General features: G+C 35.9%; 20 protein-coding genes and 1 pseudogene. 7 read left to right on the forward strand and 14 right to left on the reverse strand.

Features of this window, described 5'->3' with window-relative positions; translation table 11 throughout:
• Positions 1-77 precede the first annotated feature (77 nt).
• Genes MHI18_RS00965 through MHI18_RS00975 form a run of 3 tightly spaced genes read right to left on the reverse strand, consistent with a single transcriptional unit; the run spans position 78 to position 1,774 of the window.
• Positions 78-623, reverse strand: a complete 546-nt coding sequence (locus tag MHI18_RS00965) for a DUF1697 domain-containing protein (RefSeq protein ID WP_340845533.1) — start codon at positions 621-623, stop codon at positions 78-80.
• A 22-nt stretch (positions 624-645) separates the two neighbouring features.
• Positions 646-1,092, reverse strand: a complete 447-nt coding sequence (locus MHI18_RS00970) for a YrvL family regulatory protein (RefSeq protein WP_340845534.1) — start codon at positions 1,090-1,092, stop codon at positions 646-648.
• A gap of 34 nt (positions 1,093-1,126) precedes the next feature.
• The gene (locus MHI18_RS00975; RefSeq protein WP_340845535.1) at positions 1,127-1,774 is read right to left on the reverse strand and encodes a hypothetical protein; all 648 of its coding nucleotides are present in this window, start codon (positions 1,772-1,774) and stop codon (positions 1,127-1,129) included.
• Between the two features lie 264 nt (positions 1,775-2,038).
• On the opposite strand from MHI18_RS00975, the gene MHI18_RS00980 reads away from it, so the two are divergent.
• On the forward strand, positions 2,039-2,566 hold the full coding sequence (locus MHI18_RS00980) for an RDD family protein (RefSeq protein WP_340845536.1): 528 nt from the start codon (positions 2,039-2,041) through the stop codon (positions 2,564-2,566).
• 191 nt (positions 2,567-2,757) lie between these two features.
• Here the strand turns inward: MHI18_RS00980 and MHI18_RS00985 are convergent, their stop codons facing one another.
• The 4 genes and pseudogenes from MHI18_RS00985 to MHI18_RS01000 all read right to left on the reverse strand — a co-directional run bounded on the left by MHI18_RS00985 (position 2,758) and on the right by MHI18_RS01000 (position 6,325).
• Positions 2,758-3,852, reverse strand: a complete 1,095-nt coding sequence (locus MHI18_RS00985; RefSeq protein ID WP_340845537.1) for a threonine aldolase family protein — start codon at positions 3,850-3,852, stop codon at positions 2,758-2,760.
• 152 nt (positions 3,853-4,004) lie between these two features.
• A complete protein-coding gene (locus tag MHI18_RS00990) occupies positions 4,005-5,048 on the reverse strand; it encodes an oxidoreductase (RefSeq protein WP_340845538.1) in 1,044 nt (347 codons plus the stop codon).
• A gap of 170 nt (positions 5,049-5,218) precedes the next feature.
• Positions 5,219-5,752, reverse strand: a pseudogene (locus MHI18_RS00995) (GNAT family N-acetyltransferase).
• Between the two features lie 54 nt (positions 5,753-5,806).
• Positions 5,807-6,325, reverse strand: coding sequence for a general stress protein (locus MHI18_RS01000; protein WP_340845539.1), 519 nt, complete (start codon positions 6,323-6,325; stop codon positions 5,807-5,809).
• A gap of 165 nt (positions 6,326-6,490) precedes the next feature.
• Between MHI18_RS01000 and MHI18_RS01005 the strand changes: the two genes are divergently transcribed.
• From MHI18_RS01005 to MHI18_RS01015, 3 genes are read left to right on the forward strand one after another with little or no spacing between them, the layout of a single operon-like run.
• Complete coding sequence (locus MHI18_RS01005; protein ID WP_340845540.1) at positions 6,491-6,916, forward strand: hypothetical protein; 426 nt, start codon at positions 6,491-6,493, stop codon at positions 6,914-6,916.
• Positions 6,917-6,959: 43 nt separating this feature from the next.
• Positions 6,960-7,223 carry a hypothetical protein gene (locus MHI18_RS01010; RefSeq protein WP_340845541.1) on the forward strand — a complete coding sequence of 88 codons (264 nt, stop codon included), beginning with the start codon at positions 6,960-6,962 and terminating at the stop codon, positions 7,221-7,223.
• Positions 7,224-7,249: 26 nt separating this feature from the next.
• Complete coding sequence (locus tag MHI18_RS01015; protein WP_340845543.1) at positions 7,250-7,807, forward strand: isochorismatase family protein; 558 nt, start codon at positions 7,250-7,252, stop codon at positions 7,805-7,807.
• Positions 7,808-7,989: 182 nt separating this feature from the next.
• Here MHI18_RS01015 and MHI18_RS01020 read toward each other — a convergent pair whose 3' ends face one another.
• The 5 genes from MHI18_RS01020 to MHI18_RS01040 form a co-directional block, all read right to left on the reverse strand.
• A complete protein-coding gene (locus tag MHI18_RS01020) occupies positions 7,990-8,403 on the reverse strand; it encodes a DUF6188 family protein (RefSeq protein WP_340845544.1) in 414 nt (137 codons plus the stop codon).
• Positions 8,404-8,532: 129 nt separating this feature from the next.
• Entirely contained in the window at positions 8,533-9,021 is a 489-nt protein-coding gene (locus MHI18_RS01025) for a hypothetical protein (RefSeq protein WP_340845545.1), read from the reverse strand.
• 133 nt (positions 9,022-9,154) lie between these two features.
• Positions 9,155-9,340 (reverse strand): hypothetical protein, encoded by a 186-nt coding sequence (locus MHI18_RS01030; protein WP_340845546.1) that lies wholly within the window; start codon positions 9,338-9,340, stop codon positions 9,155-9,157.
• Between the two features lie 150 nt (positions 9,341-9,490).
• Positions 9,491-9,967 (reverse strand): DUF2975 domain-containing protein, encoded by a 477-nt coding sequence (locus MHI18_RS01035; protein WP_340845547.1) that lies wholly within the window; start codon positions 9,965-9,967, stop codon positions 9,491-9,493.
• 102 nt (positions 9,968-10,069) lie between these two features.
• Positions 10,070-10,936, reverse strand: coding sequence for a protein kinase domain-containing protein (locus MHI18_RS01040; RefSeq protein WP_340845548.1), 867 nt, complete (start codon positions 10,934-10,936; stop codon positions 10,070-10,072).
• Between the two features lie 222 nt (positions 10,937-11,158).
• Between MHI18_RS01040 and MHI18_RS01045 the strand changes: the two genes are divergently transcribed.
• Positions 11,159-11,917, forward strand: coding sequence for a class I SAM-dependent methyltransferase (locus tag MHI18_RS01045; RefSeq protein WP_340845549.1), 759 nt, complete (start codon positions 11,159-11,161; stop codon positions 11,915-11,917).
• Between the two features lie 212 nt (positions 11,918-12,129).
• Here the strand turns inward: MHI18_RS01045 and MHI18_RS01050 are convergent, their stop codons facing one another.
• Positions 12,130-12,675: an NADPH-dependent FMN reductase gene (locus MHI18_RS01050; protein WP_340845550.1), complete on the reverse strand. Its 546-nt coding sequence runs from the start codon at positions 12,673-12,675 to the stop codon at positions 12,130-12,132.
• 20 nt (positions 12,676-12,695) lie between these two features.
• Entirely contained in the window at positions 12,696-13,628 is a 933-nt protein-coding gene (locus tag MHI18_RS01055; RefSeq protein ID WP_340845551.1) for an aldo/keto reductase, read from the reverse strand.
• A 228-nt stretch (positions 13,629-13,856) separates the two neighbouring features.
• Between MHI18_RS01055 and MHI18_RS01060 the strand changes: the two genes are divergently transcribed.
• Together MHI18_RS01060 and MHI18_RS01065 are read left to right on the forward strand one after the other, a co-directional pair.
• Positions 13,857-14,927, forward strand: coding sequence for an LLM class flavin-dependent oxidoreductase (locus MHI18_RS01060; RefSeq protein ID WP_340845552.1), 1,071 nt, complete (start codon positions 13,857-13,859; stop codon positions 14,925-14,927).
• A 186-nt stretch (positions 14,928-15,113) separates the two neighbouring features.
• Positions 15,114-15,536 (forward strand): hypothetical protein, encoded by a 423-nt coding sequence (locus tag MHI18_RS01065; RefSeq protein ID WP_340845553.1) that lies wholly within the window; start codon positions 15,114-15,116, stop codon positions 15,534-15,536.
• The last annotated feature ends 37 nt before the right edge of the window (positions 15,537-15,573 follow it).

Genomic DNA, 15,573 nt, shown 5'->3' on the forward strand with positions numbered 1-15,573 from the left:
TTTTAAAATTTTCATGAACCGACAGATTTCACCTTGACCTTATGTTAGTAAAGCACTCGTTCTTCTTGGATAAAAAGCTAATTGTTTTGAAGCTCCATAAGTTCATAGATTTTACGAGTCGTGTTGACATTTCTTATCGTAACTTGTTTATATAGCTTCGTTCCAATAATCTTTGATTTCCCGCTCTTCGTTATATTGACCTTGTCAACCATCCATAGGATTGCGCCGGGGACATAAATTACCGTGTCAATTGATGGTTGAATGACTAGTTTCTCAAGTATTGCTATATCATCAACTTCCTCCCATAAAAACATGACATCACCAGTCATTTCTTTATCGTTTTTCCATGTGTCAGGAATAGCTTTAATAATACCTTTGATCTCATCGACATTACGAATCAATACTCTAATTTCTAATCCGAATTCTTTTCGAATCACCTCTTCTAAACGATGTGATAATTCAATTTTTGATAGGGCGTTGTCTGAAAAAATAATATTGCCCGTATTGATATAGGTCATCACATCATTCATCCCGGCTCGTTCAAACGTTTGTTTAAGCAACTTCATGTCAATTTTATTATTTCCACCTACATTGATTCCCCGAAGAAGAGCTAGATAAATCATAATCATCCTCCTTCCAACTCATTTATGGCATTTCTTTATCCCCGTCAAAAACCATTTCAATTATGGCAAGTAGTACTGCGATAAGTATCTCTGTTTTCAAGGAAAGCGTAATACTATTCATAAACTCATCCACAGCGAACAGGAGCAGCCAGTTCGATATGCCTTCAATACTGATTCGGATAAAGAATACGTTTATTTTTCCTGTCAAATTTCGGACAACTACTTTAAAAATCACTTTAGAAACCAATTCTACAAAGATCCCTAAAATAAAAAAACTGCCAACAAATATAACCAAGGACCAAATAGATATATATTGAACACCCAGCAAGGCAAAAACTCCAGCCAATCCAAAAAAATAAAGCCCCCATACAAATCCAACTACTAGTGTAATTAGAAAGGCTAATCCAGCGATAGTCGCCATCTTTTCTTTTCTATTCAGATTACGAAAAGAACCTTCTTTTTCTGGCATAAGTCTGTTCTCCCTGCATGTTAAATTAGTATGTTCAATCATTATTGATGTTAGTGACACTGAAACTCATTTCACTCCCTTCATTAGAAAAGTTATATTTGATTTCTCCCACTAAGGCTTCAGATTCTCCTCCGTTTTGTATTATTTTTTCACACTTCAATTCATCATAGAAGATATCATCTATTTCATTGGGTGTTAAATCTTGATCTAAAACAGATATGTAAAAAGCAAACAGGATATTTTTAAAATTCTCTATTTCATCAGCACTTTTCAGGTCAACTCCCAATAAACGAATATTGGTTATAGATAGTGTATCTGGATGGGTAACTCCATTTATAGTGATCTTATCTCCTACTTTTGCAAAAAATTCATCTGGTAGAGAACTTTTGCTAAATTCAACTGATCCCTTAATCTCCATTGTTTCGAAAAAACTATTATACCGATAAGCAAACACATTTAGATCTAAATTATTATCAAGGCTATGGATTTCATTTGTGGTATCTACGACAACTGGTATTAGTTTTTTATCTTTTTCTTTAGCAGCCTCTATAATGGAACTTTTGTTTTCATCCTGTTTAATTTCAGTGATGTTTCTAGAATCTTCTTTATATGTGGAGGCTACCACGCTAAAGAGTCCTATAGCAATGACGGCTATGGAACACCACATTAGTTTTAATTGCATAAAAATTAATCTCCTATTTTTTGAATTTACTCTGAAGCAAAGCTCTGGTAAAGGCATCCAGTAATCTTCAATAAACTAAATTTATAAATATATTATCATATATTATTACATAAATTACATATATATCAATTTTAATTAGTTGTATGTAGTGAAGTTACCCATAGGATTATTCGATTTAACTTATCTAAAATTACTCAATGACCTTTTCCAATTATTATGTTATTTTCAGCATACATACAACAGTATATGAAAGAGGTGATGCTAGTGAATGCTTCGTTTCTACTTCGTTGTAAAGCCTTCTTGATTGATTACCTGTTTATCCTTATATATTTAGTTGTTCTCTTTATTTTCAATGTTTTTCTTTTTCCATCCTTACAGGACTTCTTCAACGGTTCATTGATCGTAGCTCAGTTTACTGGTTTTTTAATGGTGACCTTTCCTATATCACTCTATTTTATTATTAGCGATTCAAAAATGGGGGGACAGTCATTTGTGAAACGGAAAACGAGTATACGCGTGGTTGGAAAAAATGGGGACACTTTATCCATACTGCATGCAACCTTTCGAACGCTCCTTAAGTTTTTACCATGGGAGTTGTCACATTTCCTTGTTTATCGTTTGATTTATATAGGTGATGGCGAAGTACCGATCATCTATTATCTGATTGGCGGACTGATCTATGCTCTTATGTTTGCTTATATATTGACCGCCATTTTTACAAAGAAGAAACAATCCCTATATGATTTATTAGCGAAAACAGAGGTTGTTAAGGTACCTGCGATTAAGCGATAGTAAACAATTATATTATGAATCTGACTTCTGTAAATTTAGAAACGGCCCAAACAGCTAGATCTTTACGAGTGAAATGCCGCCTATAATCATCCTCACAAATTCCTCAAACTGTTTAAATGTTTGAATTCTTTCCATAAGACAAGAGACTGTATCGGATACAGTCTCTTGAATTTGCGAATTATATCGTTATTTTATAAAGCTATTTTACTTATTTCCTTTGCCAACTGTGAAAAAGCTGCCTGGAGTTTTTCTTTGGGAATTTCCGCATAATTATCTCCGATGTTTGTTTCATAAGAACAGCTTGTCTCTCCTGGCTGTATATAAGGCGTCAAAGCTATACCAGTTGTTTCACATATTCGTACCAGAATCGGTTCAAGTTCATTTTCAGGAAGGTCAATATGAACATGAAACATATTTGAAACCGGTTCCTCAGGAATTGTTTTAATTTCAGGGCATTGATTATATAATTTTGCTAATTCTTTCGCCTCTTCATAGTATTGTGCCATTTTATTTATACGAAGTTTAAAATAATAATTGGAGCTAATAACGTACGGGTACAAGCTGATTAAATCACCGCCATACCGTCTTTTCCATATTTTCGATTCACGTGTAAATTCTTTAGTTCCCGCTAAAACTGCCCCTGCAATTCCGCCAATTCCTTTGTAGAAGGAGATATACACACTATCGAATAAAGAACATACTTCAGCAGCTGTTTTTTCATAATAAGGCAAAATCTCAAAAAGCCTGGCACCATCTAAATGAAGCTTGATCCCTTTTTCACGGCAATAATCGGAGATGGCTTGCAGTTCTTTGTAATCTGGTAATTGCCCGCCCATTCCACTTTGAGGTAATTCTAACACTAAGCAAGCAATGTCCTCCTGTATCGTTTGAACATCCGCAAGTGTAATTAACTGATCCTTATCTGCCAACAAGATGGATTCGATATGGTGCAATTTTTTCAATCCATCTTCTTCATGAAGTTCTAGATGACATAAGGGATGATAAGCTACCTTTTTCACTTTCTTTTCGTCACACCATATGCGTAAGGCAATTTGCTGGGCCATTGTTCCGCTAGGGAAAAATACGGCTGATTCTTTTCCAAGATACCTCATCATTTGATCTTGAAAGTCATCGATGACTTTTCCTCTGCCATAAAAGTCACTTTCCATATTTCCAGTGACATCTTTGAACGCTTCTTTTAATACTTGAACATTTCTTTTACTATGTTCTCCAACTCGAAACTTAGCTTCTCTAAATGCTTCTGATAAGGATTTAGTCTTTATCATGGAATTCAACTCCTAAAAATGATATTGAGCATGTTTAGTAAACGAACGTGCTAGCTAATTATAGTTCAAAAGTATTCAGAAAAATAGAACTAATCACACAATAAAATGGTGATTTTCTCATAAAAAAAAACCAAGCAGCGATTGCTTGGTTTTCATGCTTCAAGAAGTGAAACAATTTTCTTTTCGGTAAAGCTCTTCGTTCCCGCTTCAATCATGCGAATGACTTGCAGCCCGTCTTCCGCTGTGACTGGGATTTGTCCATCATTTCGTATGGCTTGAGCGATTTGCTCGAAGTAAGCTTTGTAGTTTCCTTTTTTAACGTCGATGACTTGAGTTGTTCCATCGGCTTTTGTCAGGATACTGCTTCTAGTTTCATCGGGCTTACCGTAGTCTGCTTCTGTCGGGGATAGTCCGTTTACCAACTGAGCTTCTTGTGGATCAAGTCCGAACAAGATATAAGACGCTTCTGTTCCATGAAGAACAAATCTTGGCGTTTCAGCAGCTACTAGCGTTCCCCCACGAATCAGGACGCTTGCATGATCGTATTCTAACACAACATGAAAATAGTCCGTCGATTGAGCGCCATCTCTTTGTTTTTGTAGATTTCCATAGATCGTATTCGGCAACCCGAACAATACATTGGCTTGATCGAGCATATGCGGGGCCATATCGTAAAAATTCCCGCTGCCCGGAGTCTGTTTTTCTTTCCACCGGTTACGAACTTCTTTGCGATAGCGGTCCCAATTCATTTCTATCGTATGCACTCTACCCAACTTACCGCTCTGCACGATATCCTGAACTGTCAAAAAATCTCCATCCCAGCGGCGGTTTTGATAGACACTTAAGACGACATTATACTCCTTAGCAAGTTCTATTAACTTTGCACCCTCTTCTGAGCTAACCACAAAAGGTTTTTCGACAATGACATGCTTTCCAGCAACTATTGCTTGTTTAGCAAACTCATAATGAGTCGGTGTTGGCGTCGAAATTACGATTAATTCTATGTCTGGTTCATTTGTAAACAGGGTATCTAAGTTTTCGTATACAGGCACATTCGGTCGTATCTCACGAACCGCATCGACATGTCTCACAACAATCGCTGATAAGTCAAACTCCTCAAGATTTTCAATGAAAGGTGCATGAAAACTAGAGCCGGATAAACCAAAGCCGATAATCGCCGTTTTAATCTTCTTCATTCAAAACACTCCTCTTAAAGGTCATTGTTTCATAAACATGTTTAAAGCTAAATCATGGAACGTATCATCAACACGCACACTCTCATCAGCTTTACATCATTATAATCGATAATCAAGTTTTATAAAAATTCTAGGTTTCTTAACAAAACAAACCAAGGTAATCCTTCAGGTTACTTCGTTATATATTCCTGTTTTATTATACTCATTCTTAAGCGATCAACGAATTTACCTTTTCTTAGACGATCTTGTCTTAAAATACCTTCTTCTATGTAACCCACTTTTTTATATGATCTAATTGCTTTTTCATTATCTATTTCCACTCTCAGCCAAATTTTGTTTAGAGCTAAGGTATTGAATCCAAAATGGAGCATTTCATTCATTGCAGCTACTCCATACCCCTTACCCCAATAGCGTTTATCCCCGATAGCAATGCCTAGCTCAGCGTGTTGATTTAAATGATCAATGTTTTTCAAATCTACCCATCCGATATGAATCCCGTGTTGGTCAAGAATGGCTTTTTGTTCATAGCCGTTCGTTTTATGTATGCACATTTCTATCCATTGAAGCGTTTCTTCCTCACTGAATGGAGGGTATTTATCAGGCATATTTAAATGCTTCGTCACTTACTCATCGAGACACCACTGGTAACGGTCTTTTGCATCATCAACCACAAGTTCCCTTAATGTGACTTTAGGTAATACTATCGCCATCTAATCACTACCCTCTTTCAACTATTGACTTCTACCTGCACCATGAACTTACTTCTTCATCTGAGATATACGCCGATACTCTTTACTTATACTGGATCTTTTTAATCTTCTTGATTTCAGAAGATGAGTAATATCAGATAGATTATCGTAGGATAGCTGTACATAAAAGTAGTTAATATATTCAAGAAGGGCAAAGACATAGATAAAGGCTGCAATTGTTAATCCTCCTATCGGTAAAGAAGGTGAGAATCTTAAAAAATCCATACCGAATATAGGCAGAGACACGATAAACAAACCCAGCGTAACTTTTTCTAATCTCTTTAATTTTAAAACAAGAGGAAAAGAATGATCAGATGTATTTTTTCTTTTTACCATTTTCAGTTTTGCATACCAGTAAGCAGCCCCTTGTAGTAAAAGAAATTCTAACAGAAAAAAGGACACCCAAAAAGAAAAAAGTGAATACAACCGTAACTCAGGATATACATGATTAATTACATAACTAGTAAAAACAAACATAAGTATAGCAAATGATTCACCTTTATATAAATATTCCAGCCTTTTCTCCATTATCCTCACCTTTCATAAAATCCTAATTGAGTACTTTTTCGATAAGTGCTATCATAAATCCTTTTAAAACGAGCAAAATATACTACTGACTCCAATACTGCTAGTCCTATTTAACAGAATTTACCGTTATAATATATATAAACGATTTAAATTTGGAGGGAAGTTATGAAAAAAATAGCTTTTTCTTCTCTATTATTTGTATTTTTAATCTCCTCAACTGTTCAAGCACTATCTTGGGCTATTACTTTTGTTGTTTGGGAAGGAAAAGTTTATGAAGTTAAACAAGAGGAATTAATCGAAAATAATGAAATTGGTAACATCATAGGGGAAGTTACGACAAAGGCTAATGATAGGACCGGTAGTTATTACGGAAATGCTTCGAACTTCTATCCAATAGGAACAAACTATTATCAAATAAAAGGAACTTCAACATCCAATGCCATTGCAATAAAAGAAGAAACGCAATGGGTAGAGGCTGTGTATATTCATCAAGCACCTTTTCACATAATGAATCTATTAACACACCCCTTCTCTGTTGTTGTCATTTTAGTATTGGTGATTAGTGGACTTATTTTCCGAACTAAAAAGTAAAAGTCCTTATAATATGGTAAAATATTCAAAAAGGGTGAATAGCGTGGCACTCACTTTAATATTAATTTTTGGAATCGTGGTTTTTGCAGGTGTTAATCTCCTTATCTACTATTTATCTAAAAGAAACGATAAGAGAAAGACTAAACTTGGAATCTGTATGCTAATTTTATCACCAGCCGTATTCTATGGAACTTTGCAGTTAGCTGCAATATTTGATAACGGTGGATTTGGAGCAGGTATATTCGCCTTGCTATATGGTGTCCTTTTCTTCATAAATGGCATTATTATTTTATGGATTTCCGCATAGGAATTTAATCTGAAGGAGGAAATAAATTGAAACAAGCCTTACTAATAATTGATGCGCAACAGGATTTAATTGAAGGTTCTCACGAGGAATCTCCAGTTTTTGAAAAAGAGCAGCTGCTACATACTATTAATAAAGTAATAGAAAAAGCGATGAAAGAGAATGTTTCGATTGTATTTATAAGAGATCTAGATGTTTCAAACGGAGAAGGAACCGGTTTCCAAGTACATCAAGCGATTCATGTCCCTTCCAGTGCGGTTACATTTGATAAAGCAGCAACTAATTCATTTTATGGAACACCTTTAACAGCCTATTTAACTGAAAACAAAATCGAACACCTTGTTATTATGGGCTGTAAAACAGAACATTGCATCGATACAGCTGTTCGAACAGCTACGATCAATCACTTTGATGTAACGTTGGTTGGCGATGGACATTCTACTTCCGATTCGAAAGTCTTATCTGCGGAGCAAATTATTCTTCATCACAATGAAACCCTTCACGGCCATTATAATGTGGACAATTTTTCATTGGTTAGACATTCACATGAAGATTTATTTAACCCTGTGCACAATGAACATCGTTAAGAGTACAAAGTGTATACGAAAAAGGGTATCAAATCATTGCGATCTTGATACCCCTTTTTAAAACTTGAACCAACCTTAGGAGTTTCCGATATCTACGGCTGCTTACTTCCCGGTTTACTCAACTAAACTTCCACTGACAAATAAGAGTGAGTCACAGCTTATTAATTAATAGAAGAAATTTACTAATCTGAATAAGAACCTCCAGGTAATGTAAATAAATAAAATCCATTGTCTCCTTGCAACTGCCATCCTTCAAAAAAACTACTATCGTGGAACAATTCGAGATAAATATTACCTTCAAACTCAACCACTAAATCAGATATCGCTTCAAAATGTAAGATGTTCACAATTCTTTTCCCAAATAGAATCTTCTTAACATTTTTATGCGAGTAATTTTCAGGGGATTGAATGCAGTCTGAATATCCAATTGCAACTGTATTTAATACTTGCAGCCTCCAAGGACACTCTATATTTAAGTGACCAGCTTCCAAGGCCAAACCTAGAGGTAGATTCTTATCCGTGTCTACTTCTATAACTTTTTGACCGATAAAATAATTAAAAGCAATTTCACTTAATTTTTTATACAGTGTTATCACTCTCCTGAAGGCTTTTCTATACCTGTTTGAACAATGCTTATTGTACTAACCTGCTCCGATAGTGGAGAAAGGCCGTACCACCGTCTAATTAACTTAAACCCTTTTATCGGTATCACTGAAATTGTGGTACTAATTTAAATAAGGAGAATTAAAATTCTCCACAAATAATCCAGTATCTTCAACCTTTTTACGGGCGGTAGGACAATCCTTATTTGCCCCAATGTACATATAGTAATCGTATCCGAAATGAACAAAAAAATCGTTTTTGAAACTTAACTTACACCAAATAACATTCCTTAAAGTTAACTTTGATAATTCATTGATTTCTTGAGTAGTTACACCTTTTCCCACCCATATTTTTGATAAAAAACCAGAAGCATTTTGATTTTCAACCTCATCAGACCACATCTCTAAAGCGTTTAAATAAGCCTTATTTAAACCCATCTCATCCATGAAAGTAGTGATTGCGTTTATGTAATTTGATTCTGTTCTTAAATAATCTTCTTCATTTACTTTAGTTCCTACTTCTGAAAAACAAGTCCATTCCTTACCATCAAGATAATAACCTCTTTCATCTCTGTTTTTAGGATCATATTTTGTTATCCTCCAAGAAAACAATTGGTTTCACACCTACTCTTTTTATCTTTATTATAAGGCTATTATATAGTGTACAGGACATTATCTTCTTTAACTAAACTGCCCCGAGAGTTAAAAAGCAACTTTTTCTACCGCGTTCACATCAGGTTTATCTCTAATTCTTATCTTTCAAAATAATCTTAGCAAATACTGCTCCAATAAAAATAATTATACCTGCAAAAAGGCCTGTATATATTGATTTATCCCATTCCACAAAATAATTTACAACCGTGAGCATTGTAGCAGCAACCACAGATGTGAAGATGATTTGTGGTGTATTTAATTTTACATTTAACTTCATATTGGGTCCCCCTCTGTTCCTTGCTGCCAGTTAACCCTATTCTCTATATTATTCTCCTTTAAAAAGGCTTTTAGCTCGTCATCGTGATACACACGCTGTTAGAGAGTTTTATTTCAGTCATTTTTCTGTTGGAATGGTCACGTCATCACATTAGACGGTCAAATCAAGTTCGGTTTTTATTGCCAATGCACTTGTAAACAGTTCTTGAAGAACCGCAGCAAAGAGTGAAATACTAAAAGAGGCAAATAAGATAGCAAAGCCTATTAATGCGATTCCAGGATGTAAAGCCTCTTGTGTAAAAAGAAAAACCATCCCCATAAGATACAGTATACAGATTAAAATCGCACAGTATTTTACTCCCTTTAACGAGGTGACAGCTAGTTCAGAAAAAGCATTTTTGTGATTAATATAGCTTAAAAGTTTAAGTGAGTGAAATAAGGCGAAAAAGAAAGGAAGTGCCGTCAGATAGATTCCTATAAGGACAGGGTATTTCAAATAAGCATACGATGGATCTATTAATGCCGCTTTTTGCGCCATATTTGGCAGCCAAAACACACATAACATAAGTACAATAAAACCAATCATATAAACAATTAGCTTTAAAAATGTTGTCGTTCTACCTCTCAAAACATCAGCTCCTACCATTTAATACCATAATTATAAGTAATTATTTATCGAATTACAATAAATAATTATCAATTTGTAATATAACAAACCGTTAGCATATTTTTATTTACCTAGCGATTCCCAAGCCGCATTGAATTCTTCTATAGTTGCATATCTTTCGCATCGATCTGCTTTAACTGCCTTCCTTGCTGCTTGGTATCGGTTCTGTCCTGCCTCCCACTTTGATAGAGATCGATCAAGTTCTCCCCCTAACAGTCCGAATGCAATGGCTCCCATCGTAAATACATTGCTTCGTTCATCAATGGCAGCCCCTAATTCGAATTCTTCTGGTGACATAAACCTTGAGGATCCCCATAGTCGACCCATTGTGTTGATGAATGGTTTTTTCTTATACAAGTCAACATCACATATCTTTGTTATATGGTTCTTAAAGTCATATAAAATACTACCGTCATAAAAATCAATGGCTATATAATGTTTCTGTTCCACATTTAAATGGAATTCTAGGATACTCTTAAATGCGCTTAAACGGCGTTCAATGGGTAATTGCTTGAACCGATAATAAGGAGACGCAGGATGAGTATATTTTTGTGGTGGAGGAAATGACCAATGAGCGTGTAGACATTCCCCTTCAAACCACTCAAAAACCAACACATACCCTCTCTCAACCTCAAAATACTCTAGTAAAGTGATCAAGTGTTTATGCTCCAACTCTTTATAAATGGGAACCGACTTCTTTAACCTCACGATTGCCTCTTCCGGCTGTCCAGTGTATTCTTTTGTCTTCGCTCCCGCATACTTTACAAACTTTTTTATCCCGTCGTTTTTAATGCCAAAACAGATATTTCCTGAGTCTTGTTCATCAAACACGGCGAATACTTCCCCCATATTTAGCAGCCATTCAAAATTATGTTTTTCTTTTAATTGAAAAGATACCTTACCTAAATGTATGACTTGGAATTCACCCATTTAACTCCTCCTTTTTGGTTTATTTTGTATAATAACATATATCTTTAAATAAAAGGCTACGTTAATAGGAAAGTTCGTTTTCGTAAAATTTGAAAACCATACGACTATTAAATTCCAACACCCTCAACTATATACATCTTTCTTTGACGAGGGCAGGATAGTGGAACAAGATTATAGAAGTAAAGGGGATGAATTAAAACAAAAGAACAGGGAGGCTCTAAAATGATACAAAATGTTGGTACAGAAGAAGCAATTAAAAGGTGGGATAGTTTCGCGGATACATATTCAGCAAATCATACGGAACAAGGAGACCATCATAAAGAAGTTTTTTTAAATCCAACTTTATTATCACTTATGGAAACGGTTACTAATAAAAAGATTTTAGATGCTGGGTGTGGTGAAGGGTATTTAAGTCGAATATTAGCCAGGTCCGAAGCGACTGTAACTGCTGTGGATTATTCACCAAGAATGATAGAAATTGCTAAAGGAAGAACTCCAAATGATTTATTAATTGATTATAGGCAGGGTAATTGTGAAGACTTGAATTCTTTAGATGATAAAAGTTTCGATTTAATAGTGTCCAATATGGTTATTCAAGACCTTGCAAATTACGAAAAAGCCTTTCAAGAAATGTATCGGTTATTAGTAGATGGAGGTTGTTTTATATTTTCGATTTTACATCCTTGTTTTGTTACTCCAGAAAGTGGTTGGGAGAAAACAAAAGACGGTAAAAAGTTGCATTGGAACGTAGATAAATATTTTTATGAAGGCGCGTATGAACAACAAGGTTTAGGTTATAAAGAAAAAATGTTATTCTTCCATAGAACATTAACAAGTTATATAAACACTTTAATTAAAACAGGTTTTATTTTAGAAAGCATCGTAGAACCAAAGCCAACAAAAGAGATGTTAAAAAAATATCCTTCATTTGAAGAAGATTTTAGATGTGCTGATTTTATAGTTTTTAAACTAAAAAAGTAAGTTCGTATATCTTGGATTAGAAATCATCTTGTTCAACTATCAGGTACTTTAGTTGAATAACTGGTAACGCTGCTTTCTTTTGAAAGTGGCTTTTTTTATTTGGTCATAATAGCAACCCTCTCTACCAAAACAGCCCAAAAAAAAGATAGCCAGTCCTTTGAATGGACTAACTATCCTTTGATTCGTTACCTATATAACCTTTACTTTTCGTTTTATTTACTGATACGAGTATACCAGTCGATAAAGTGATCAACCACTGTATCTAAAAACTGAACAGTTGGTGCATGTGTAAGCGTACCTGTTTCATCTATTTTTTCATGAACGGCTCCGACATATACTTCATTACCTGGAAGAAGTGGTGATGAAATGCCGGCAGCGAATAAAATATCTCGTAAATGTAATTGTGCTTTTACGGTACCTAAATTGCCCATAGACGCCCCGACAATCCATGATGGTTTACCGATCATAACCTTGTCCACACGTGACAACCAGTCAATGGCATTTCCTAATACACCAGGAATAGTCCCATTGTATTCGGGTGTCACCCATAAAACTGCATCTGAGCTTGCCACTTTTTGTTTGAAATTCTTGACGACTTCAGGAGGATTCATCTCAATGTCCTGATCATAAAAGGGCAACTCACGAAGATTTAAGATTTCAAGCTCAAACCGATCTTGATACCGTTTTTGAATATACTTTGCAAGCTTGAGATTATATGAGTCCTTACGAATGCTTCCTACGATGGCAACGATTTTCATGTCAGTACCTCCTATGTTTTTTAGTTAAAGATTTGACCAATCAATTGAATGTCTTCATTTGTTAAGTGAACATCCAGTGTTTTTAAATTATTGACGACTTGTGCAGCTCTCTTCGCACCGGGAATGACCACGTCAATGGCTTCACGAGTTAGATACCAAGCCAAAACAATATGAGCAACATCCACTTGTTTTGCTTCAGCAATACGACGGATTTGTTCCACTTTTTCTAAGTTTTGTGCGAATACTTGTCCTTGGAGATGCGGCATGTTAGCACGAAGGTCATTGAATACCGTGTCTTTATCGTATTTCCCTGCTAATAGACCTGCAGCGAGCGGGAAGTATGGAACAAATGAAATGTTATTCTCTACTGAGTAGGGAAGGATCTCTTTTTCAGCCGAACGCTGTAAAAGATTGTACTCACCCTGATACACATCCACATACCCGTCTTTATTCGCTTCTTTTAACTGCTCAATGGAAAAGTTAGAAACACCGATTGCACGAATTTTGCCTTCTTCTTTCAATTGTTGTAAGGCACCCACAGCTTCATCCTTCGGCGTATCATTATCAGGGAAATGGATATAGAATAAATCAATGTAATCCGTTTGCAGACGCTGTAAGCTTTCTTCAACAGACTTTTTTAGATAGGATGGGGAATTGTCGAGAACCACATCTTCTCCAACAAATTTATGTGCGCCCTTTGTCGCAAGAATAATTTCACTGCGCTTCCCTGATTCTTTAATCACTTCACCGACTAATTCTTCTGAACGTCCTGGACCATATATGAAGGCCGTGTCTAGAAAGTTAACTCCTTCGTTAATAGCGGTTCTAACCAATTCTTTTCCTGCTTCTTCATCTAAGTTTGGATAAAGATTATGACCGCCAACGGCATTCGTTCCTAGTCCAATTGGATTGACAAAAAGACCTGTTTGACCAATTTGAGTTTGTTTAGACATCTGATTACCCTCTTTCTATTTACGCGTTCTTTACTTCCACCAATGAAATATATGGATATATGTATACTACCATTAAATAGAATTCGACTAAAAATAATACGCCTCCTAGAAGGTCGGTGTAAAAATAAACGATGTACGATAGACGAAAAAGGTTTATCTCAACATTAGATTCTTACGCTAATCATATACTTTTACAGCAAGCAATAAAACCGCCAAACGGGAGGGAATATGAAGAACGACAAACGAAAACAATCAGGCATTGAAATTGGGATTTACACATTTGGAGATATAGGGCCCGACCCCCTCACTGGCCAAACTGTGGGTACGAAGCAACGAGTCCGTGATATAATTGAATCCGCAAAATTAGCTGACGAAGCGGGTCTCGATGTTTTTGGCATTGGTGAACATCATCGTCTTGATTATGCGGTATCTGCTCCCGTTATTATCTTGGCAGCTATTGCTCAGGTGACAAAACACATCAAACTTACCAGTGCGACTACGGTTTTAAGCACGGTTGACCCTGTTCGATTATTTGAGGATTTTTCCACGCTGGATATACTTTCAGATGGACGTGCGGAAATCATTGCCGGCCGTGGCGCTTACGTAGAATCGTTCCCGCTATTCGGATTTGACTTAAACAATTATGATGCATTATTCGAGGAAAATATCGAATTATTTTTAAAACTGAATGAAGCCGAGTCCATTTCCTGGGATGGGCGCTTTCGATCTTCGTTATCCAATGCCGAGATTTCGCCCCGGCCTATCCAAAATAAGCTGCCAATCTGGGTTGGTGTTGGCGGCACCGAAGAAAGTGCAGCACGAGCAGGCAGATTAGGCGTTGGAATGGCTATAGCCATACTTGGAGGTGAGGCATCTCGCTTTAAACCTCTAGTTAATCTTTACCGAGAATCGGCGGCTAAAGCTAATCATTCTCCAGAAGATCTTAACGTAGCAGTAACCGGACACGCGTACATCGCTAAAACAACTGAACAAGCAAGAGATGAATTCTTTCCCTATTATTTTAATTATTGGTCATACGTAAATGGACAGCAAGGGATCCAATATAATCTTTCCAGAAGAGACTTTGACCAATTAACCGCACCAGACACTGCTCTATTCGTAGGAAGTCCCCAACAAGTAGCCGAAAAAATTATCTGCCAGCATGAACTATTCGGTCATCAACGGTTCATAGCCCAATTAGATATAGGCGGTTTACCCTTCAAAAAAGTCGCGGAAGGTATTGAGCTATTAGCAGCAGAAGTCGCCCCCATAGTCAGAAAAGCCACAAGTCACAAGTAACCAGCCAGTCGAGAAACTCTCCACTGGCTCTTTCTATTAAGAAGGCTGTTTTCGTAAGGATTGTTGCTAATCATACAAAAGGGGTTAATTAGAATTTTATGGTATCATTAAGTGAAAATTCCTTTCAGCTAATGGAGCAGTTTAGTTGAATAAGAATACTTACATATTAATATCGGAGTTGTTGTAATGATTACGGTTAAAAATGCTGAAAGTCATCTTAAAGTTAAGATTGGTGTAGACACGGGTGATATTAAAAAAGTTTGGGAAACATTTAAGGATTTTTGTAAAGAACCAGTTGAAGGCGAAGAAGATACAGAAATACTAGTTGAATCTGGTGTTTATGATTTTACTGGAGAGGAACTATTTCATTTAGATTTTGTACGTCAGTTTACTGTTTATGAAGAGAATGAGTATTCTCATATGGAACAACTTCACTGTGAATGTTTGTTTAAACCCATAGATGAGGTAAAAAATTTTGAGTTACTCGAGTGGTCCATGGATTATGATCATATAGACGATTTTTTTCATCATATAGAAAACCTCCAGGAGTTTAAAATGTCTTTAACTTTAAAGCCGCTAAAAACAGAAATATATCAAGAAGAAGTTTAAACCTTGCTATGTCTGAAAAAATTACTGTCTTGGTTTT

Origin of the sequence: Peribacillus sp. FSL H8-0477 (assembly GCF_038002765.1) — a bacterium.
Classification (GTDB): Bacteria; Bacillota; Bacilli; order Bacillales; family DSM-1321; genus Peribacillus.